The 23,053-nt window shown below is 37.7% G+C and carries 15 protein-coding genes; 11 read left to right on the forward strand and 4 right to left on the reverse strand.

Translation table 11 applies throughout. The features are described 5' to 3' along the window. The first annotated feature begins 11 nt into the window (after window positions 1-11). The 6 genes from JYB62_RS07280 (at window position 12) to JYB62_RS07305 (ending at window position 9,895) form a co-directional block, all read left to right on the forward strand. A complete protein-coding gene (locus tag JYB62_RS07280; protein WP_205644743.1) occupies window positions 12-824 on the forward strand; it encodes a PorV/PorQ family protein in 813 nt (270 codons plus the stop codon). Between the two features lie 101 nt (window positions 825-925). Continuing rightward, the gene (locus tag JYB62_RS07285) at window positions 926-2,926 is read left to right on the forward strand and encodes a ComEA family DNA-binding protein (RefSeq protein ID WP_317194638.1); all 2,001 of its coding nucleotides are present in this window, start codon (window positions 926-928) and stop codon (window positions 2,924-2,926) included. A 64-nt stretch (window positions 2,927-2,990) separates the two neighbouring features. Continuing rightward, a complete protein-coding gene (locus JYB62_RS07290; RefSeq protein ID WP_205644745.1) occupies window positions 2,991-5,426 on the forward strand; it encodes a zinc-dependent metalloprotease in 2,436 nt (811 codons plus the stop codon). Window positions 5,427-5,776: 350 nt separating this feature from the next. Then, window positions 5,777-7,813, forward strand: coding sequence for a M3 family metallopeptidase (locus JYB62_RS07295; RefSeq protein WP_205644746.1), 2,037 nt, complete (start codon window positions 5,777-5,779; stop codon window positions 7,811-7,813). A gap of 71 nt (window positions 7,814-7,884) precedes the next feature. Further along, complete coding sequence (locus tag JYB62_RS07300) at window positions 7,885-8,979, forward strand: AI-2E family transporter (protein ID WP_205644747.1); 1,095 nt, start codon at window positions 7,885-7,887, stop codon at window positions 8,977-8,979. Continuing rightward, the gene (locus tag JYB62_RS07305) at window positions 8,942-9,895 is read left to right on the forward strand and encodes a tetratricopeptide repeat protein (protein ID WP_205644748.1); all 954 of its coding nucleotides are present in this window, start codon (window positions 8,942-8,944) and stop codon (window positions 9,893-9,895) included. The genes JYB62_RS07300 and JYB62_RS07305 overlap by 38 nt, the downstream gene beginning before the upstream one ends. Here JYB62_RS07305 and JYB62_RS07310 read toward each other — a convergent pair. The 3 genes from JYB62_RS07310 to JYB62_RS07320 all read right to left on the reverse strand — a co-directional run bounded on the left by JYB62_RS07310 (window position 9,883) and on the right by JYB62_RS07320 (window position 16,840). Then, complete coding sequence (locus tag JYB62_RS07310; protein ID WP_205644749.1) at window positions 9,883-12,825, reverse strand: ATP-binding protein; 2,943 nt, start codon at window positions 12,823-12,825, stop codon at window positions 9,883-9,885. The genes JYB62_RS07305 and JYB62_RS07310 overlap by 13 nt on opposite strands. Window positions 12,826-13,122: 297 nt before the next feature. Continuing rightward, window positions 13,123-15,387 (reverse strand): aconitate hydratase, encoded by a 2,265-nt coding sequence (locus JYB62_RS07315; protein WP_205644750.1) that lies wholly within the window; start codon window positions 15,385-15,387, stop codon window positions 13,123-13,125. A 145-nt stretch (window positions 15,388-15,532) separates the two neighbouring features. Continuing rightward, window positions 15,533-16,840 carry a TIGR00366 family protein gene (locus JYB62_RS07320; RefSeq protein ID WP_205644751.1) on the reverse strand — a complete coding sequence of 436 codons (1,308 nt, stop codon included), beginning with the start codon at window positions 16,838-16,840 and terminating at the stop codon, window positions 15,533-15,535. Window positions 16,841-16,943: 103 nt separating this feature from the next. Here JYB62_RS07320 and JYB62_RS07325 point away from each other — a divergent pair, with 103 nt between their 5' ends. Next, the gene (locus JYB62_RS07325) at window positions 16,944-18,710 is read left to right on the forward strand and encodes a sensor histidine kinase (RefSeq protein WP_205644752.1); all 1,767 of its coding nucleotides are present in this window, start codon (window positions 16,944-16,946) and stop codon (window positions 18,708-18,710) included. Here JYB62_RS07325 and JYB62_RS07330 read toward each other — a convergent pair. After that, window positions 18,707-19,723, reverse strand: a complete 1,017-nt coding sequence (locus JYB62_RS07330) for an acyl-CoA reductase (protein WP_205644753.1) — start codon at window positions 19,721-19,723, stop codon at window positions 18,707-18,709. The genes JYB62_RS07325 and JYB62_RS07330 overlap by 4 nt on opposite strands. Before the next feature lie 138 nt (window positions 19,724-19,861). Here JYB62_RS07330 and JYB62_RS07335 point away from each other — a divergent pair, with 138 nt between their 5' ends. From JYB62_RS07335 to ychF, 4 genes are all read left to right on the forward strand, one after another. Then, window positions 19,862-20,209, forward strand: a complete 348-nt coding sequence (locus JYB62_RS07335; RefSeq protein ID WP_074223507.1) for a 4Fe-4S binding protein — start codon at window positions 19,862-19,864, stop codon at window positions 20,207-20,209. Window positions 20,210-20,380: 171 nt separating this feature from the next. Beyond that, window positions 20,381-20,704, forward strand: a complete 324-nt coding sequence (locus tag JYB62_RS07340) for a DUF3276 family protein (RefSeq protein WP_074223506.1) — start codon at window positions 20,381-20,383, stop codon at window positions 20,702-20,704. Between the two features lie 80 nt (window positions 20,705-20,784). Next, a complete protein-coding gene (locus tag JYB62_RS07345) occupies window positions 20,785-21,870 on the forward strand; it encodes an AI-2E family transporter (protein WP_205644754.1) in 1,086 nt (361 codons plus the stop codon). 7 nt (window positions 21,871-21,877) lie between these two features. Next, window positions 21,878-22,975, forward strand: a complete 1,098-nt coding sequence (gene ychF, locus JYB62_RS07350; protein WP_205644755.1) for a redox-regulated ATPase YchF — start codon at window positions 21,878-21,880, stop codon at window positions 22,973-22,975. The last annotated feature ends 78 nt before the right edge of the window (window positions 22,976-23,053 follow it).

Here is a 23,053-nt window from a genome sequence, read left to right on the forward strand (position 1 = left end):
GTTTTTGAGAAATGAAGCTTCTTATATTTTTATGCTTCGCTGTTTTTGTTTGTTTTTCAGCTTTCCCTCAAACGGACCCTTTGACCCAAGCACATGGTGCCAGAAGTCAAGGTATGGGAAACCTCAAAGTTAACCTTCCCGACACTTGGGCCATTTTCAACAACATAGGAACCTTGGATCGGGTATCCTCTTCACAGATTGGTGTGGCTGCAGTTCAACGATATGGCATCCAAGAGCTCAGCACTTTGGATTTAGCATTTGCCTTGAAATCCAATATTGGCTCATTTGGAATAGGTGTCTCTAGGTATGGAGGAAAGCTATTTAATCAACAACTAATCGGAATGGGTTATTCCCAAAAGTTAGGAATTGCCAGTTTTGGAGTCAAATTGGATTGGTTTCAAACCCATATTCAAGATTTCGGACATGCCAATTCTTTTATTTTTAGTTTAGGAGGAGTAGCTGATTTAGGCCCAAACCTCCAGATAGGTGCCTATTTTTCCAATTTAAACAGGTCTAAAATCAGCAGTGAATATAATGACCGACATCCCACTACTTTCTCGATAGGAGTCACCTACCTTCCCATTTCTAACCTGCAACTTCATTTAGAGATTGAAAAGGATATTCTTTATAAACCTAATGTGAAAGCGGGTATTGAATATGGAATCCAAGACTGGCTTTATCTTCGATGTGGAGTAAACAGTAAGCCATCTAATTTAAATTTTGGTTTGGGGCTAAAGCCAGGAAAATTCCAGTTTGATTATGCTTTAGGGCAAAATAATGCACTCGGCAATACACATCATGTAAGTTTCGGATATCTGTGGTAATGAAAGGAGCTCAAATAGCATTTCTTTTTTGTCTTCTCTTTTGGAGTAATAAATTACTCAGCCAAAACCCTTCAAAGCCAACTATAGACCCGGAAAATTTAGTGGAAAGGTTATTCCCTGTTCAGGATGAGGACATAGATTATGAGTCGATCTATGAAGTATTATTTCAACTGTACTCCAACCCAATTAATTTAAATAAAGCAAGCGCCGAAACCCTTCAGGCCAGCTATTTATTGAGTCCTAATCAAATCACCTCCATCCTCTCCTATCGTGAGAAATTCGGACCATTTTTATCTCTATATGAATTGCAGGCAGTTCCGCATCTAGACTTAAAAACCATCTCACAAATATTACCTTTCATTACTTTGGATGAAACTGAATCTAATTTTTCAAAAAATCTTTTTAGAAGAATTTTTGAAGAGGAACAAGCCTACCTGTTGTTTCGGCACAGAAGGGTTTGGGAACCGAGAAGAGGATTTATCGAGGTTGATAGTTCCTCCACAGGAAAATCCAGTAAGCCTTATTTAGGAGACCCAAACGACCTATATCTACGTTTTAGAATACAACATCCACGTGATTTTAGCCTAGGACTTACCCTTGACAAAGACTATGGAGAACAATTTACTTGGGATCCCCAAACCAAAAGATATGGGTTTAATTTCCTCTCTTTTCATTTCACCAAATACTTCACCAGAAACTGGAAGGCGCTGAGTATTGGTGATTTTCAAGTTCAATTTGGACAAGGGCTTGTATTTGGGGCAGGATATTCTTTAGGAAAGGGATCAGAAACTGTTCCTACCGTCAGAAAGAGTAGTATTGGCATCTTACCCTATACTGCAGCAATGGAACATGGCTTTTTTAGAGGGGTTGGAGCCACGTATCAAAAAGGTTCATGGGAAACTTCAATTATTACTTCCATTGCCCCTAGAGATGGTCGTTCTTTAGTTATCCTTGACGATTTCGGAAATGAAATAGAAACGATTTCTTCACTGGGACAAAGTGGCCTTCATAGAACCATGAGCGAACTTTCTACCAAATCCAGATTTCAGGAAGTAAATCTTGGAGGGAACATTCAATTCTCAAATCAGAATAAATTCCAAATTGGAAGCAATTTCCTAGTAACAAGATTCAATCAACCTTGGATAAAGAGTCTCTCAGCTTATAATCGGTTTGATTTTTCAGGAAAAAGCAATTGGGCAGGAAGTTTGTATTTCAATTACAACTGGAGAAATTTCTTCCTTTTTGGAGAGTCTGGAGTTTCAAAATCAGGTGGTCGAGGAGCAGTAATGGGTTTTATTAGCTCTCTGAGTAAAGAATTCGATATTTCATTTGTTTGGAGAAACTATGACCGGGATTTCCATAGTTTTTATGCCAATTCATTTTCTGAAGGCTCCAGACCAATAAATGAAAGAGGCGCCTACATAGGTATTCAACTTAAACCCAATACAACATGGAAACTGAATGCCTATTATGACTTTTTCAAATTTCCTTGGTTAAGATACCGGGTTTACTCCCCTTCAAATGGATTTGAATGGCTGGCCCGATTTAGTTACTTCCCTTCCAAGAAGCTATTGGCGTTCATACAAATAAGGACAGAGGAAAAGGACCGAAATGTCAACGATAGTGGTGCTCCCAGCCTTCCTTATGTAGTTTTACCTATCAAAAAATCTAATGGCATGATAAGTCTGGAATACCATCTTTCAGACAATTTATTTTTGAAATCAAGGATTTTGGCAAGTAGAGTAGACTTTAACTCTGAAATCACTCATGGATTTATGATCCTACAAGACATTCAGTATGGGCTAGATCGGTGGAAAATCACCGTAAGAGGAGCATTATTCGATACAGACAACTATGATACTAGGCTGTATGCTTTCGAAAACAACGTCCTTTGGACATTTTCAATTCCTGCCTTCTCAGGCCAAGGAATGCGATATTACGTAGTTGGGCAATACAAATTTAACCCGCAATTAACTGCCTATATCCGATTTGCCAGAACGAGTTATACCGATCGTGAACAAATCAGCTCTGGGCTTCAAACTATTAATTCTTCCCATCAAACAGAAAGTACATTTTTGATTAGATATATGATACATCGATAATTTTCCATCAATGGTGCAATTTTGAGGTAGTTTTTTTAATAATTTGTCAACAAACCACTAATCCATGAGAAAAACACTTTACACTACTATCATTGTACTCCTAAGCAGCCTTTCGGTCTTTGCTCAAAATCTGGATCTGAGCAAATTCAATAAAATGGAGGGCTTTGTTGATTTCTATCTAGATGAAGAAAATGGAAAGATCTATTTGGAAATTGAAGATTTAGAAAAGGAATTTTTATACGTCAGTTCGCTTACTGCCGGAGTAGGATCCAACGATCTGGGCTTAGATCGAGGCCAGCTTGGTCAAACAAGAATTGTGGAATTCAGAAAGACCGGAAATAAAATCTTTTTGGTTCAGAAGAATTATGATTATCGAGCATATTCAGACAATCCTGCCGAAGTAAAATCCATCCGAGATGCCTTCGCAGAGTCCACTCTTTGGGGATTTGATGTGGCACAGGAAAATGACGGTAGTTTCATTGTGGAAGCCACAAAATTCTACATGGAAGACACCCATGGCGTTGGAAGCAGACTTTCCAGAAACCGCCAAGGAACTTTCCGTACCGATGCCAGCAGATCTAGTTTATATTATCCTACCATCAAAAACTTCCCTAAGAACACGGAAGTAGAAGCGGTTATTACCCTTACAGGACAAATTACGGGTAGAGAGCTTAGCTCAGTAACTCCTGGCTCAGATGCGATAACGGTGCGTCAAAGACATTCATTTATAGAGCTTCCTGATTTAAACTATCAAAAGCGTGATTTTGATCCAAGAGGTGGTTTCAACGCCATTTCCTATATGGACTTTACCACTCCCATCACTGAACCAATTGTAAAACGATTTATCACCAGACATCGATTAGAGAAAAAAGATCCAACTGCTGCTGTTTCAGAAGTGGTAGAGCCAATCGTTTATTACCTAGACCGAGGTACTCCAGAGCCGGTTGCATCAGCATTAATTGAAGGTGGTAATTATTGGGCGCAGGCCTTCGAGGCAGCGGGTTTTAAAAATGCCTATAGAGTCGAACTTGCTCCAGAAGGAATGGATCTAATGGACGTTAGATACAATGTTGTACAGTGGGTTCATCGATCTACCAGAGGTTGGTCATATGGTAGCAGCGTTCGAGACCCTCGAACAGGAGAAATCATCAAAGGTCATGTTTCTTTAGGATCACTTCGCGTGAGACAGGATTACTTAATTGCTCAAGGACTGATCCAACCCTATGAAAATGGAACAGAACCAGACCCCAAAATGCTAAAATTGGCGTTGGACCGATTAAGACAACTCTCTGCTCATGAAATTGGTCATACCTTGGGAATTTCCCATAGCTATGCAACTTCTGCAGAAAACAGATCCTCTGTGATGGACTATCCATATCCTGTGATCACTCAAAATGCCAATGGAGAATTAGATCTTTCCGTGGCTTATGATCAAAAAATTGGAGAATGGGATAAGTGGGCGATTAAATTTGGATATGGGACAGTTCCTCCAGGTATGACTGAAGAAGAATACCTGGAAAAAACCCTTCAGGACACTTACTCGGCAGGCTATGAATTTATTACTGATTCGGATTCCAGAGACCCAAGTGGAGCTCACCCTCGCTCCCACCTTTGGGACAACGGCGCTTCTTCTTCTGTTGAGTTAAAAAGAATGTTGGAATTGAGAGCCAATAAATTACAGTCTTTTGGCTTAAATGCAATTCCTACTGGTACCCCTGAAGCAATGTTGGAAGAGGTTTTAGTACCTCTTTACTTAATGCACCGCTATCAAGTAGAAGCTACCACCAAACTGGTGGGTGGTATGGATTACAATTACAAAGTAAAAGGTGACAATCAACCCAATCACAAATGGGTACCTGCAAAAGATCAATTGGAAGCACTTGATGCTTTGTTATTGACAGTATCTCCGAGCCAATTGGCGGTACCGCCACATATTCTAGCGTTGATCCCACCTAGACCTTATGGGTATGGGAGAACCAGAGAAACTTTTGTTTCCAGAACTGGACCTATTTTCGACCCTATTGCACCTGCTGAGACAGTGGTTGATTTAACTTTCTCATTCCTTTTGGATGATGCCAGAATGAATAGAGTTTACTTACAGAACCTTCAAAACAACAGTTTACCAAGCTATCAGTCCGTATTGGATAAAGTCAGTGCTCAAGTATTCTCATCCAACATTCCTTCTGGATTAGAAACAGAAATCAAGTTGATGACTGAAACAAAATTGGTAGATCATATGATTGCTTTAGCCAAGAATGGAAATGCTTCCAATACGGTAAGAGCTATCACCAGAGCACAGTTAGATGAATTAGCCAATGGCAGTAAAAAGCTTTCAGGAAGATCATCTTCGGGACTGCTTTCCCAGCACTCTGACTACCTCACAGAAAAAATCAATGCATTTTTAGAACTACCAGTTGAATTAACTGTGCAGGAAGCATTAAAGGCACCTGATGGCTCTCCTATTGGTTCAGAGTCTATGTCTTGTGATTTTGATTATTAAATGAATTTATAAAATTCTTCAAAAGCAGCCTTAAATGAAAAGGCTGCTTTTTTTTAAGTGGCCATCAAAACTTTTAGATCATCTTTTACAATCCCTCTCCCCATTTTTTCTTCCATTATATAATCGCTCAGTGACTTTGTAAGCTCCAAGAATTCGAAAGGTTTTGAGAAAGAGCCATTTGAAATGAAAATTCAGGAAATTAAAGTGGAAAAAATTTCACATCCCTTTTAGATCGGAGAGAGCTTTACAGATCAAATTGGTAGATTAGAGGCTGAATTGAAAAATTCAGGTCATTTGATGGCTCCTACCGAAATCCATCAGCTAAACCATATACTATAGTTTCTAATTATATGCAAAACCCATTATTGGCTCAATTTGCCACTCCATTCGATACAGCTCCATTTACTAAAATTAAAACAGAAAATTATCTTCCTGCCATTAAAACAGCAATTGAGGAAGCTAAGTTAGAGATTGAGGGAATCAAGAAGGAGGGTCAGCCAACCTTCGAAAACACGATAGAAGCATTAGATAGATCCGGCAAAAAGCTTGGAATTATCAGTTCTATATTTTTCAATTTAAACGCTGCAGAAACAAGTCCTGAATTACAAAAACTGGCCAGAGAGATCTCCCCCCTGTTAACACAGCATTCCAATGACATTTTGTTGGACCAGGTTTTATTCCAAAAAGTAGCTTCAGTTTTTGATTCGAAGTCATCGCTAACTTTGACTCCAGAGCAAAGTATGCTTTTGGAAAAAACCTATAAATCTTTTGTGAGAAATGGCGCAAAATTAACATCTGAACAAGGTGAGATTCTACGGAATATCGATCAGGAATTAGCCCAGCTAAGCCTAAAATTCGGTGAGAATGTACTGGAAGAAACCAACAAATTTGTCCATTTTGAAACAGAAGAAAGTGCCTTAGATGGCTTGCCCGAAGGAATTAAAGAGGCCGCTGCTCAAATCGCTGAAGAAAAAAACAAACCCGGCCAATGGGCATTTACCCTGGATTATCCCAGCTATATTCCTGCGATGACTTATGCAAAAAATAGAGCATTGAGAAAGCTTCTTTTCTTAGCTTACAATACGAAATGTTCCAAAGGAGATGAATTAGACAATCAACAAATCATCAAAGACATATTAACGCTAAAAGAAAAAAGAGCAAAGCTATTGGGATATGCCAATCATGCTGAATTTATTTTGGAAGAGCGCATGGCAAAAAGCCCAAAAGAAGTAATCAAATTTTTAGAATCACTTCTGGAGAAAGCTAGGCCAAAAGCTGAGAAAGAAGTAAAAGAGTTGACTGCATTTGCCAAAAAACTTGACGGTATTTCCGAATTACAAAAATGGGACTTCGCTTACTATTCTGAATTATTGAAAAAAGAGAAGTACGCAATTGACGATGAATTACTTAAGCCTTATTTCCAACTGGAAAAAGTTGTTTCTGGAGTTTTCAAAACTGCAAAAAAATTGTTTGGAATAGATTTTAAATTGAATCCAGAAATTCCGGTTTATCATCCTGATGTGAAAGCCTATGAAGTAACAGATAAAGGCGGAAATCATTTGGCGATATATTATGCCGATTATTTCCCTAGACCCGGAAAGAGAAATGGTGCCTGGATGACCAGTTACCGAGGCCAAAGTATGCAAGGTGAAATCAACAATAGACCTCACGTTTCCATTGTTTGCAACTTTACTAAGCCTACCAAAACGAAGCCTAGTTTACTAACCTTTAATGAAGTAACCACTCTTTTCCATGAGTTTGGGCATGCACTTCATGGCATGCTTGCCAATACTACCTATGAATCTCTTTCTGGAACGAGTGTCTATTGGGATTTTGTGGAATTGCCTTCTCAGATTTTTGAAAACTGGTGTTACGAGAAAGAATGCCTTGACTTCTTTGCAGACCACTATGAAACGGGTGAAAAAATTCCTTCTGATCTGATTGAAAAATTAAAAAAGGCAGCAAATTTCCAACAGGGCTATCAAACAGTTAGACAAATTAGCTTTGGATTGCTCGATATGGCGTTTCATAGTACCCCAGCCTCTAAAGTCACCGATATTCCTACCTTTGAAGAGGAAGCAATGAAAAGGACTGACTTACTTCCAAAAGTACCTGGAACCTTGATGGCAACCTCATTCTCCCATATTTTTCAGGGAGGCTACTCTGCAGGTTATTACAGCTATAAATGGGCAGAGGTTTTAGATGCAGATGCATTCGACCTGTTCCTGGAAAAAGGAGTTTTTGATGAAGTAACAGCTGCCTCTTTCCAAACCCATATCCTCTCTGCAGGAGGGAGTGAACATCCATCTGTTCTCTATAAGAAATTTAGAGGAAGAGAGCCCAAAACAGATGCCTTATTAAAGCGAGCTGGTTTAATAGAATCCTAATTATGAGAGAATAAATTTTATTGAAAATCTCCTATATTAAGAAGAGATTAGGAACAACTAAAGTCATATAAATGAAAGAGAAAGGTTTTATTTTACCCCCTTATTTAAAAGCCCTATCAGTGTTGATTTTCATCATTGTGTTGGTCTTTTTCCTTATTGTTGGCAAAAGTCTCCTAGTCCCATTATTTATGGGAGGTTTTTTCGCAGTCTTATTTACCCCACTCTCTAATTGGTTTGAAAAGAAAAAAATCCCCAGGACCGTTTCTTGCATATTGTCCTTATTGATTAACATCGCAGTGGTAGTGGGTTTTTTATCATTTATTATCACTACGATTTCAAATTTTACCAATGATTTTGACAATGTTTCCGAAAAGCTATCCAATTATGCAAAAGAAATTGATGATTGGACATACAGCAATTTTGGGATAGACGAAAACTTGGAAGAGAAAGCTAGTGATGATTATGTTAAAACCTTATTACAACAACATGGCGCAAATATTACTGGGTTTGCATTAAGAACCGTAGGTTCCCTATCCGGCGCTGTCCTTATTCCCGTCTTTATGTTTTTCTTTCTCCTTTATAGGGATCACCTGACAGAGGTGATGATCCGAATCTATAGGGATAAAGACCCTCAGTTGGTAAAAATGAGAATTACTAGTCTCAGGAAACTTCTTCAAAATTACATTATAGGCGTGATAAAGGTGATGGGAATCCTTGCTATCCTGAATGTATCCGCATTTTCGGCCCTTGGCATCAAGCATGCTATTTTCTTTGGAGTGATCGCAGCCTTTCTAAATATCATTCCTTATGTAGGACCTTTTATAGGAGCCCTGATGCCCATGATTTATTCATTTTTGACTAAGGATAGTCTTTTCTACCCTTTGGCAGTATTAGCTTCTTATCAGATTATCCAGTTGATCGAGGGTAATTTCTTAACTCCAAAAATTGTGGGCGGAAATGTCAACTTGAATCCTTTCATCACGTTCTTAGGACTATTAATTGGTGGTTCCATTTGGGGGATTGCCGGAATGGTTTTGATTATTCCTACCTTAGCAATTCTAAGAGAAATATTTGAATTAAGCGACCAGACTAGTCCATTTGCCTTACTACTAGGTGAAGAAGAAGATCATGCAAAAATTGAGCATAAAGAAGAGGATAGCGATTAAATCCATTGTGATTATTGCCTTTTTAGGGATTTATTCCTGTGACACAGTTGAGGATAAAAAAGGTAGGTTCCTGTTGAAAGGGAATGAGAAAATTGAAGAGAACGATCCTAAATCAGCTATCTCATTCTACGAAGAAGCTATCAAGTTAGACAGTAATTATTTTGACGCTTATTTCAACAAAGCGATGGCTCATTTAAAAATCAATCAACTTGATTTGGCCATTCATGCATTGGATGATGCGTTAAAAATTGCCCCCTCCAATTTTGAAGGTTATTTCCAAAGAGGCTTAGCATACCTGGACAATGGAGAATTCTACAAGGCAAGAGAGGATGCTGAGAAACTGATCAGTTTAGATGATCAATCCTGGAAGTCATACTTCTTATCCGGCCTTGTGGAAGAGAAATTAAACAATTATTCAAAAGCATTGGCCTCTTTCGAAAAAGCAGTAAGCTTAGATCCTACCAATTCTGATTTATTGGTTAATCAGGCAACCTTACTTTATTACGAGAAAAATTCTGCTGCAGCCATGGAGATCTTGAACCAAGCGGAATTAGTAAACCCATTGGAACCCAATCTTCACAATTTGAGATCCATGATATATTTTGATGAAGGAGATTACGAAAAAGCATTAAATGCAGTAGATAAAGCAATTGCAATCAATAATTCTCAAGCCTATTATTACAACAACAAAGGACTCTATCTGATGTATTTGGGAAAATTGGAAGATGGTCTAGAGTTGGTCAACCAAAGTCTAAAAATGGACTCCAATAATCCATTTGCTTTGAGAAATAAAGGAATCTATTATGTAATGAAAGGTGATAAAGTCACTGCTATGCAGTTTTTGGCTGAACTAAGTCAAAATTATCCAAATATGGATTTAGTTGCTGAATATATTCAAAAAGCTCAGGCGTTGTAACTCTCGCCAGAAACAACTTCTCTAATCTTCTTCAAAAGCTCTGCAGCATCGATCGGCTTGGCTACAAATCCATCAAAGCCACAGTGATCAATCTTTTCCATAATTTCAAGCTTAGCTGCTGCAGTCAATGCAATTACTGGGATAGAAGAAAAGGATTTGATGGCGGTAGTAGCATCGAAACCATCCATTACAGGCATTTGAATATCCATCAATACACAATCATAATCTTTCGACTTGACAGCTTCAACAGCTTCCTGACCATTGAAAACACGTTCATAGGTAAAGCCCCACTTCTTAATTATTTTACCTAACACCAATGCGTTTACATCATTATCCTCCGCCATCAACAAGTTTAAAACTTTGGGATCCTTGTGTACTTCTTTAGCAGCAACATGAGATAAAGGTTGATCTTCGGAAACATCAAATTCTAATTCAAAATAGAACCTACTCCCCTTACCTTCTTCAGATTCCAATTGGATCTTTCCTCCCATTAAACCCAATAATTTACGAGTAATAGAGAGCCCTAACCCAGTTCCTCCGTACTTGGTACTAAAGGAAGGTTTGACTTGGTCAAAATCGTTAAAAATCTTTTCTTGATTCTCTTTGGCAATTCCGATACCACTATCTTTGACTTCAAAATAGATTTTTACTCTTTCTGAATTTTGGTCCTTCAATAAAACCGAAACATCTATATCCCCTTCTTTTGTAAATTTTAAGGCGTTTGTAATCAAGTTATTCAATATTTGTGATAACCTGGTTTTATCTCCTTTCAACCATCTATCCAACCCTTCTGAAGTATGCAGATTCAAATTATTTTTGCTGTCACGGGCATGGAAAGATAATCCCTTAATAATTTGATTAATCAGGTTTTCCAAATGGAAAGGTGCTTTCTCGATCGTAAGTTTACCAGCTTCAATTTTTTGAAAATCAAGTAAATCATTGATCATGATAATCAAATTATCTACCGCAAAATTAATGGTGTTCAACGCTGTTTTTTGAGAATCGGTAGGCTGATCTTGAAGTAATGAGTAGGTCGAACCAGAAATGGCATTCAGTGGAGTCCTTAACTCGTGACTAATCATAGACAAGAAATCAGACTTAATTTGACTGGCTTTTTCAGCAGTCTTCCTCGCTTCGTCTAGTTTAGCTTCAAATTCTTTTTGGTTACTGATATCAGTGAGATATCCATACCAAACCATGTCACCATTGGATAACGACTGAGGTCTTGCAGCTCCAAGCACCCAGCGGAATTCATTGTTTTCAGAATTTGTCTTAACCCTAAATTGGCATTGCCAAGGCTCTTGTTTTCGAGCTGAAGCCACGGAACTCATGATTACTTGCGGCAAATCCATAGGATGAACTCTGGAAATCGCTGAAGAAATATCCTCAAAGTCTTTGATCTCTTCCGGATTCAAACCAAGCACAGAACTGATACCCTTAGAGAGGAATGAAAACTTCATTTTCCCTTCCTTATCCAGCAACATCTGATACAATCCGCCTGGTACTTGCTCCGTTAAATTCATCAAGAAGTTACTGCTTTCCTCTAGGTTCTTTTCAAGAGTCACTTTTTCGGAAATATTTCTAAAGGAGAGACTTATCAAACTTCTTTCGGAAGTCAAAACAATTTTAGAAGCTACTTCTAATGTCAATTGCTTGCCTTGCCCATTAATCAACAAGGAGGAAAATCGTTGGGTATGTTTGTTATTATCTTCTTTTTGTATCCAATCTTTCCAAAGTTCCGGATCATCAAACAAAACTCCTAAGTCAGAAAGGTGGGTAATATCTTTATCCATACCAAAAAGTCGATTGACTTCAGCATTTGCTATGAATATTTCTCCATCTGGATAGACCACCATCGCTGGTTCAGGAGATTCCATAAGAAGTTGCTCCAACGTCTTAAGGCGAATATCCTGTTGGACTATTTCAAAATCATCCCATAAAATTCCTGCAAACTGGTCATCTGAACCAATGACAGTAATTCCTTTAAGTTGAATATGTTTTCCTTCAAGGCTTTTAATTGGCAATTCACATTCCAATTCTCCTGATCCTGACTCTTTTTGTCCAAAGACAGTACTCCATACAGACTTGAATTCCTGTAAGGATTCGTTGAGGTCTATTCTATTCAAATCAATGACCTGTGGAAAGCCTAATAAGTTGGAGGCCGTTAAATCCAGATTAATGATTCGAGAACTTTTGTTATACCTCCAAGAGCCGGATGGAGCCATGATGGGAGAGGCTATTTTCAATTGCTCTATTTGGCTTAATACTTCTTCCTGTTTTACCCTGTCAGAAACATCCCGACCTATAATAAAAAATCTGTCCGGCGTAAACTGGACAGAACATTCAATACTTTTATAAAGGTCCTGCTTACACTTTACCCTAACTTTAAAGAAAGCATTCCCTTCCTGACCAGCATATGCCTTCCAGGTTGACTTTACATGATCCAAATCTTGGGGATGGATCAAACTGCATAAACTGTTATTTAACAATTCCTCAGCCTCATATCCTAATACTGGCAATACGGACCCATTTACATAATTAAAGTAATCATGTTGACCGATTGCGATGATATCAAGATTGGATTTAAAAAACTGTTGCGATTCTTGCTTACTCGGTAATCCATGGGTCTTTACCTCTTTCCCTTTGTAGAAAAGAAAATAGTTAGAGCCGTTCTCATGGGGAAGTTCTAATCGGAAGCTATAATCTTTACCTCCATGGGAAAGAATTAGCTCTTCTTTAAAAATATAAGCATTGATGTCCAAACCTAGACCAGCAAGTGTCTTCTCTTGGAGAGACTCCCCTATTAGCGTTTCAAATGATTCATTCGCATAGAAAATACTGTAAGGAAAGGTATCATCAGCAAGAAACACCATTTCCGTGGATTCGTAAATGATTTTTTTAAAGGTGCTATTAATACCTCTTTCCTGCATTGAATAATTTATCGCTTTTTGGGTGTATGCCTTTTTTTTTAAAGCTGAAGACTTATTAGAGTCTTATCTGCGGTAAACATACATCAATTTGCATTTCATAACAAATAAATCGTCTTATAAATACATTTTTTTGCATAAAAAATTTTCAATTCAAAATCTGAAATCAAAATTCAAGGATAAATGGAAATAATTTAGTTTGAATAGAATGGAAACAAGCAAAACTAATTACATAAGAGCATTTGAGCATAAAAAAACCGCAACATAATATGTTGCGGCTTCCAATTTTAAGAAGTTCTCTTATTTAGCTTTTGCTTTAATCAAGTTTAGCGCAGATCCTGCCTTAAACCAATCAATTTGTGCATCATTATAGCTATGGTTCGCAACAATAATGTCTTTTGAACCATCTGCATGAACAAATTCAAGAGTCAATGGTTTTTCTGGCGCAAATTGATCTAAGTCTAAGAAATTGATGGTATCATCTTCCTGAACTTTATCGTAATCCGCTTCATTGGCAAAAGTTAATGCCAGCATACCTTGCTTCTTCAGGTTTGTCTCATGAATTCTCGCAAAAGATTTCACCAAAACTGCTTTCACTCCTAGGTGTCTAGGCTCCATGGCTGCATGCTCTCTGGAAGAACCTTCCCCATAGTTATGGTCACCCACCACGATGGTTGGAACACCAGCTGCTTTGTAAGCTCTTTGAGTTGCAGGTACTGGACCATATTCACCAGTCAATTGATTTTTTACAGAATTGGTCGCCTCATTGAATGCATTGACAGCACCAATCAAGCAATTGTCTGAAATATTATCTAAGTGACCTCTAAAACGCAACCAAGGACCGGCCATTGAAATATGGTCAGTAGTACATTTTCCGAAAGCTTTGATCAACAATTTTGCACCAGTAATATTTTTTCCATCCCATGGAGCAAATGGTTCTAATAACTGTAAACGATTAGAATCAGGCTTCACTACTACTTCAACTCCACTTCCATCTTCAGCAGGAGCTTGGTATCCATTATCTTCCACAGCAAATCCCTTTTCTGGAAGTTCATCACCTTTTGGAGGATCTAACTTCACCTCTACCCCGTCAGCATTGACCAAAGTATCTGTAAGTGGGTTAAAACCTAAGTCACCGGAAATAGCGATAGCAGCCACCATTTCAGGTGAGGTTACAAATGCATGGGTATTTGGATTACCATCCGCACGTTTTGAGAAGTTTCTATTAAAAGAGTGAACGATGGTATTCTTCTCTTTTTTATCTGCACCTGCTCTTGCCCATTGTCCAATACAAGGTCCACAAGCATTTGTGAAGATAGTGGCGTCTAAATCAGTAAAGATTTTCAAAAGTCCATCACGATCTGCAGTAAATCTTACTTGCTCAGAACCTGGGTTAATTCCAAATTCAGCTTTAGTTTTCAATTTTTTATCTACTGCCTGTTGAGCAATAGAAGAAGCTCTTGACAAATCTTCATAGGAAGAGTTGGTACAGGAACCGATCAATCCCCACTCCACTTTTGTTGGCCATCCATTCTTTTCCGCTTCTGCACGGATTTGAGATACTGGAGTAGCTCTATCTGGAGTAAATGGACCATTGATATGTGGTTCCAAAGTGGAAAGATCAATTTCAATAACTTGATCAAAGTATTTTTCTGGGTTGTTATAAACCTCTTCGTCTCCAGTCAAATGTTCTTTTACAGCATTTGCAAGCTCAGCAACATCAGCACGATCGGTAGCCTTCAAATAACGCTCCATGGAATCATCATATCCAAAAGTGGATGTGGTAGCTCCAATCTCAGCACCCATGTTACAAATGGTACCTTTACCAGTAGCCGAAAGCGATTTAGCTCCTTCTCCGAAGTATTCTACGATGCAACCGGTTCCTCCTTTTACAGTCAAAATCCCAGCTACTTTCAAGATTACGTCTTTGGCTGAAGTCCAACCATTCATCTTCCCTGTCAACTTCACACCAATCAGTTTAGGAAATTTCAATTCCCAAGCCATGCCAGCCATCACGTCCACTGCATCTGCACCACCAACACCAATCGCAACCATTCCAAGACCACCTGCATTTACAGTATGCGAATCTGTTCCAATCATCATTCCTCCGGGGAATGCATAATTTTCTAGTACCACTTGGTGAATAATACCTGCTCCTGGCTTCCAGAACCCTATTCCATATTTATTGGAAACTGACTCCAAAAAGTTAAACACCTCACCACTGGCTGTAAGAGAGCTCTTCAAATCAGCTTGTGCTCCATTTTGCGCCAAGATCAAGTGATCGCAGTGTGCAGTAGAAGGAACTGCCACTTTATCTTTTCCAGCTTGCATGAACTGCAAAAGCGCCATTTGGGCAGTTGCATCTTGCATGGCAACTCTATCAGGAGCGAAATCTACATATGACTTCCCTCTTTCAAAGCTTTGTGTAGCATCTCCTTCCCAAAGGTGAGCATAAAGTATTTTCTCAGCTAAAGTAAGTGGCTTTCCCACCACCTTCCTGGCAGCTGCGATACGCTCAGGATACTTCGCATACACTGCCTTGATCATTTCTATATCAAATGCCATTTGTAAAGGTATTTTATGTTGTATTAAAAGGTTCTGTTTTATCGAAGGCAAATATAGAAATATAGCCCAATAATCGGTAGCCACAGACAAGCTGTAGACAGGGGTTTATCCTAATTTAAAACCATTATAAACCTTATTTATTCAATTAATGAATAATATAAAGGACAACAGTCAAGTAAATAGTTCCAACCAAGCAAAGTAAAAAACAATATTTGAACATATCCTGTGGCCTAACTCCAGTGATTGACAACAATGGCAAAGCCCAAAATGGCTGAAGTAAATTCGTCAGTTGATCTCCATAAGAAAAGGCCAAAATCAACTTTTCATAAGAGACTCCCAGTGCTTTTCCTGCTTCCATCAGTACCGGTCCTTGAACCGCCCATTGCCCACCTCCTGATGGAATCAACGCATTCACTAATCCTGCCGAAAAAAAGGTGAATACGGGAAGATTGGCTGAGCTAGAATAATCGACAATTTGATTTGATAACTGAACCAATAACCCTGATTGGGTCATTAAACCCAAAATCCCTGCATAAAATGGGAATTGAATAAATATATCTGCCGACACTTTTAATCCAGAAGTCACTGCTTTCGTAAATTGTTTAAAGGATTTATATACCAACAAGGTCAATCCAAAAAGGAAAAAATTCACCAAGTTTAAGTTGATGGAGGAATTTTCTGGATTTGCACTTAAAAAATAATTGACCCCCAAAATCAATAACATCCCTCCTCCTAAAACACCACCGAGTTGATACGTTTTCCCCGGTTTGATGCTTTTCATGGGTTTAGTTTTGGTTTCACGAAGAGCTGCCGTAAAAAAATGATCACAAATTAATAGCACACCAAGGAATACGATGATCAATCCTGTAGTAACTCCTATGTTATAAATGCTTAACACAGTTTGATCCATTCCAATCACCCCTATTTGATCCACTAAAAAATGATTTGGCTCGGCCACTTTCAGCGGGGCAGATCCTGAAAGCCCTCCATGCCATACAGCCATTCCCAAATATCCTGCGGAAGCCAATAATGCAGTATTGAATTTTAATCCCTTTTCATCTAACGCTAAAGACATATAGCGAGCCAACAAAGCCCCTATAATCAAACCAAAGCCCCAATTAAATAAACCTGCAAGCATGGTAATCAAACCTGTACTAAAAACAGCCTGAGTAGAATTTTTAGGAATAGAGGCAATTGTTTTTAAAACTTTATTCACGGGTTTAACTATGGCCAATGCATATCCAAAGACCAATATCATCATCATTTGAACAGTAAAACCTAAAAGAGTAAAAAAACCAGATTGCCAATAATCCAGTGCAGAAAATAGTTTTTCTCCAAAAGTCTGATTCGGTTCCCCATCAGAAATAACTACCCAACTAAAACAAAATATTGTTAGTCCAATAACCAAAACAAAGGGGGTTGGGAAAAATTGTTGCTTATTAGGTGGATTCAATTTTAAGATTGTTTTTTTAGTTTAAATTTAAAAGTTATTATTATCTATTAATCACCACCAAAACCCAAAAAACCGCTGAAAGGTATTCCAGTGGACACGCAAGATGGAACTTGTACTTAATCCATTTTCGATTACCCTCCTTATTTCAGGGGCTTTAGTAGGATTGCTATCCACATTTATAGCAATTAGACTAGGGGATTCTACAAGGTGGATAGCTCTGACCATGCTTTCTGCATCCATTTGGGGATTATTTTATGGGCTGGAATTATCGAGCAATACACAAGAAGCAATGCTATTGTTCATAAAATTCGAATACCTAGGAATTTTATCAACCCCTGCTTTCTGGCTGATTTTCTGTATGAAATATACAGGAATGAGATCCAAATTTTTAAAACTAATCTACTTTTTAATAGGAGCAATTCCAGCAGTTTCTTACCTAATATTATTAACCAATGACTTTCATCATCTACATTATGTGCAAACCGCAGTTAATGATCAAGGACCTTTCCCTGTTTTAGAGATTACTATAGGACCTTGGTATTTGGTTAACATTTTTTATACCTACGCCACATTTGTAATAGGTTTGATCATACTATGGACGCGGTTTCATAACGCCGACCCTTTTTACAAAACTCAGACGAAATTCATTTTTGTCGCTGGCATAGTCCCCATTTTTATCAACCTTTTTTATCAATTAGACATCATCCGGGTTTATTCTGAAATTGATTTAACACCTTATGCTTTCTTGTTCACTTATCTGATTTTAGCTTTTGCAATCATTCGGTTCAACTTATTTAGTATCAAACCTATTGCAAAAGAACGAATTATCGAAACCATTACACGTGGCGTACTAGTCATCGACTCTAGTTTGAACATAGTTGACATCAACCCTGCACTTAAAGCATTTTTTAAAAACCCTGAGTCAGTTAAAACAGGGGAAAACCTTAAAGTGATTTTAAAGGATTATCAAGTTATCCTTGATTTAATTCAATCGAATGAACCCAAATTCATTGAGGTTCAAGATGCAACCTTCGATGAAAGGAAAGTCATAAGGATTGAATGCATCCCGATTTTGGAAAGAAAGTCATCTCTTAGTGGGTCAGTTTTACTCTTTGAGGACATTAGTGAAGAAGTATTAACAAAAGAAAAGTTGCAGACGCAGGCAAAGGAATTACAGCAACTTAACAACCTTAAGGATAAGTACTTCAGTATTATCTCACATGATCTTAAAGGGCCAATTTTTGGAGTTAAAGAGTTAATTCACCTTACCCAAAGTGGAATAATTTCTCAAGAAGAATTTATGACCATGATGCCTGAAATTTCAAAAAACATGGAGAATGTAGCCATACTTCTTGAAAACCTATTGGCATGGACTAGTTCTCAAATCCGAGGTGAATTCTTACAATTATCTGATTTTAATATCCAGCCTGTATTGGTTCAACAAAAAAACCTATTGGAAAGAATTGCAAAAGAGAAAGAAATTGAAATCAAAGTAGAAGGAGAAAGAGAAGCTTGGGTGCTGGCCGACAAAAACATGATTGAGCTGGTAATTCGAAATCTGCTCAATAATGCTGTTAAGTTTTCCGGCCTTCATGGAATAATAAAGATGTCAACTAAAACCGAAGATCAACACGTTTCTATCTGTATTGAGGATAATGGATCAGGAATATCTGAAGAAAATCTTACTAAACTTCGAAACAGGATCTCTTTCACGACCAAAGGCCAGCACAATGAATCAGGTACTGGGCTTGGACTCATCTTAGTGAATGAATACATTGCTAAAAACCATGGCTCTTTAGAAATTCGATCAGAATTAGGAAAAGGAACCACTTTTTGCATTCAACTTCCCCTTGGAACAAAAACTTCCTAATTCAACCCGATTAAAAACTCCAAGGTATCCACATCGTCAGCATAATCCCAAGGCTCCGGTTGCTGGGCATATCCAAAAGGAACTCCTCCTACCCAAAAGGAAGAATCAGCGACAATACATTGAATCTTACCTTTTAATGATTCCAATTTTTTCAATAGGTCATTTTTAGAATCATAGGTTTCATAATAAAGTACTGATATTGGTGATACCAGCTCTGTAGATTCTTTAAGAAGCAGAAACCCATTGTCAAAATGAGCTTCATTATTGACCAGATAGATAGATTTATTGTACTCGTAATTATTGTGATACTTATGATGATTCGCTATAGACGAATATCCTTCTATGGCATCCAATAAATACTCGAGTTGATCTTTAGATTTCACAAAAATTTTGGAAACATTCCTACATCCCAATCCAAAATATTTAAAAATATCTTCCCCCAAACTTCTCAAATCATCAGAAGACTCTTCTCCGGAAAGAATGGCGATCGAAGTTCGGTTTTGTCTGATTATACTAGGGTATTTCCCGAAGTAATAATTAAAATATCTAGCCGAATTATCACTTCCAGTAGCAATATAAGCATCTTTCCCTTTAAGCATTTCCTCGACAGAAATTAAGGATTCAAACTCTGGCTCTAAAATAATGAGTTGATTAATCACCCAATTCATCAAAAAGGTATCAGAGGAACTTAATTTCAAACAAGCTTTATTCCCCGATATCAACACAGTCATCAAATCATGAAAACCCACCAGTGGAATATTTCCTGCCATTAGAATCCCTACTGATTTTGGCTCCACCTCTTCTTTTATCTCATATTGACCTAGCCACTTTTTCAGCTTATCCTCTTGAAGCATGGATACCAATCCTTCAAAGGCCGAAGAAACCGATTCTTGGGTAAACCAATTATTCCCATTTTGGGATCTCCAGTACAGTTCTTCTCTCGTCTCCTCATCCAACTTCTGAATGGTTTGTCCCAATTTGATAAATGCTTCTATTCTCTTGGATAAAATCATAAGGTATTTTTAAAACTGCGAATTTACCGATTTTAGGAGGAAGGAGCAGGAAAGAATGAATATAAATTCAAGACCATGTCATTTTTTTATTGTCTCTTCAAATAAGGCTTGTTACTTTTGGATTTAAATATTTGAGTTATGGCAATAATGATTACTGACGAATGCATCAACTGCGGTGCATGCGAGCCTGAATGTCCAAATACTGCAATCTATGAGGGCGGAGTAGAATGGACTTGGGGTGGAGGAACATCTCTTAAAGAAGTAACCTTAGAAGACGGTACTGTTGTGGATGCAAATGAAGCACAGGAGCCTGTTTCAGATGAGTTTTATTACATCGTGACAGCAAAATGCACGGAATGTAATGGTTTTCACGAGGAGCCTCAATGTGCGGCAGTATGCCCTGTAGATTGTTGTGTGGATGACCCTGATCATGTAGAGACAGAGGAAGAATTGCTTGCAAAAAAAGCACTAATGCATGGTGAATAAAGTAATAAGCAATAATTTCAAGGGTTAATTTGAGCCCTGATTTTTAACTTATTACACCTAAAATCAGCCAATTCTAGAAAAAAAGTGTAAAATAGCTTTGATTTCTAACTCCGAATTGTCTTATCTTAGAACGTATTTTATCTTTATCAAAAATTAATTAATAGAAGAACTGTGGAAGATCAAAGAGGTTACGACAGGGAAGAAATCTTTTCGAAAAAAGTGAAGGCAGGAAAGAGAACCTACTTTTTCGATATCAAATCGACCCGTGCTAACGATTATTATCTAACGATTACCGAAAGTAAAAGAAGAGTCAATGGAGATTCTTTTTCTTACGAAAAGCATAAAATTTTCCTTTATAAAGAAGATTTTTTCAAATTCGTTGAAGCATTGAATGAGTCAGTAGACCATGTTAAAAATGAACTACTGCCAGATGTTGATTTTGATCAATATGAAAAAGAGGAAGAGGAATCTTCCAATGAGTTAAAATGGGAATAGAAACTGTTTAGCAAAAGTTTTTTGTAGGACAGAAATAGTATATTAGAGGAGGCAGTTTGCCTCCTTTTTATTTAACGGATATGCAACGCTTTTTTATTTATCTAATTCTATTCATAACCATCTTCCTATTATTCGGATGGTATTTTTCAAATATCACCCTATATCTAGTTATTTCCCTTATTCTAGCTGCGCTCTTACGTCCGATGACGAATCAGCTAAATGACTTCCACCTTTTAGGCCAACATATCCCTAGATGGTTAGCCATCTTGGTTTCGTATTCCTCTATAGTCCTATTGTTGGTATTGTTGAGTTTCCTGTTTTTACCTCTCATCAACAACCAAATCATCATCCTGAGTGAACTGGATCTAAATACTATTTACCAAGAAGTTTATGGCCCTGTTTCAAAAATTGAAAATTTCCTGATCCGATATCAGCTTATAGAAAGTCAACCTGGCTATTTATTCGAAGAACTACGGTCTCAATTATTAGAAACCATCAAAGGAATTGATTTTGGGGCCTTTATATCTAATGTATTAAACATTACCAGTAGTTTATTCATCGGTTTGATGGCAATCTTATTTATCACCTTTTTCTTCTTACTTGAAAACGGGCTCTTAAGAAGAAATCTGCTCAATTTAATTCCGAATCCCTACTTCGAATTATCTGTAGCCACCTTTACCAAGGTTGAAAAACTACTTTCCAATTATTTATCCGGGCTATTGCTGCAAATGCTGGCTATCTTTTCCATTGCGAGTTTTGGGCTCACTATTGTCGGGGTAGATTATGCCTTGACCATAGGACTTTTTGCAGCTGTAGCCAATCTAATACCCTATGCAGGTCCTATTCTAGGTGCATCTTTTGGGATTATCGTAGGGATTTCAACTGGGGAATACACGCAAAACCATGAACTGAATTTCCTTTTATTAAAAATTATATCAGTCTTTGGGATAGTACAAATGACAGATAATGTATTCTTACAACCCATGATTTTTTCTAAATCTGTAAAAGCGCATCCCCTTGAAATTTTTGTTGTTATCTTTGCGGGTGCAAAAATCGCCGGGGTAACCGGGATGATTTTTGCCATCCCAGTTTATACCATTTTTAGAGTATCTATTTTAGAATTCTATCAAGGGTATAAATCCTATAGAATCTTTAAAATTAAATAATTAATTAATGGCCTTACAATGTGGCATCGTAGGACTTCCAAACGTTGGAAAATCCACTTTATTTAATGCTCTTTCCAGTGCAAAAGCAGAAGCAGCTAACTTCCCTTTTTGTACCATCGAACCCAATGTCGGAGTAGTCACAGTCCCTGATAATAGACTTAAAATATTAGAACAACTGGTTAATCCTCAAAAAGTACTCCCTACTGTGATCGAGTTTGTGGATATTGCTGGTCTTGTAAAAGGGGCTAGTAAAGGAGAAGGACTAGGAAATAAATTTCTTGCAAACATCCGTGAAGTAGATGCTGTCATCCATGTAATCAGATGCTTTGAAGATGAAAACATCGTCCATGTTGCGGGAAGTGTGGACCCGATCTTTGACAAAGAAGTGATCGATACAGAGCTTCAATTGAAGGACCTGGAATCCATCGACAAGAAAATCTTGAAGACTGAAAAAATCGCCAAATCAGGGGATGCCAAAGCCAAAAAAGAGTTAGAAACCCTAACACTTTTCAAGGAAGCATTAACCTCTGGGAAAAATGCACGTTCAGTAGAAGTAGAGAAAGAAGACTTGGAGGCAGTTAAAGATCTACATTTATTGACAATCAAGCCTGTATTGTATGTTGCCAATGTGGATGAGAACAGCATTCTGACTGGAAACAAATATGTGGATCAGTTAAGAGAAAATGTAAAAGAAGAAAATGCGGAAGTAATCGTTCTTTGTGCAGCTATTGAATCTCAAATTGCTGAATTTGAAGATTTGGAAGAAAAAGAACTGTTTTTAGGAGAATATGGTTTAGAAGAAAGTGGACTTAATAAACTAATAGCTGCTGCTTACTCGTTATTGAACCTAATCACCTACTTTACTGCCGGTGTTCAAGAAGTGAGGGCCTGGACAATTGTCAGAGGTTGGAAAGCACCGCAAGCCGCGGGGGTAATCCATACGGATTTTGAAAGGGGTTTTATTAAAGCTGAAGTCATTAAACTAGCTGATTATCAACAGTTCAAAACTGAAGCAGGGTGTCGTGAAAATGGAAAGATTTCCATCGAAGGAAAAGAATATGTGGTCAAAGATGGCGATATCATGCATTTTAGGTTTAATGTTTAACATTTTCTTGAAAAAAATTGTAATTTTGCCTCTTAATCACCCTAAAACGTAAATATTTTAATTTATCTATTGTCTCAA

The sequence above is a fragment of the Algoriphagus lutimaris genome (assembly GCF_017051705.1).
GTDB classification, from domain to species: Bacteria; Bacteroidota; Bacteroidia; order Cytophagales; family Cyclobacteriaceae; genus Algoriphagus; species Algoriphagus lutimaris.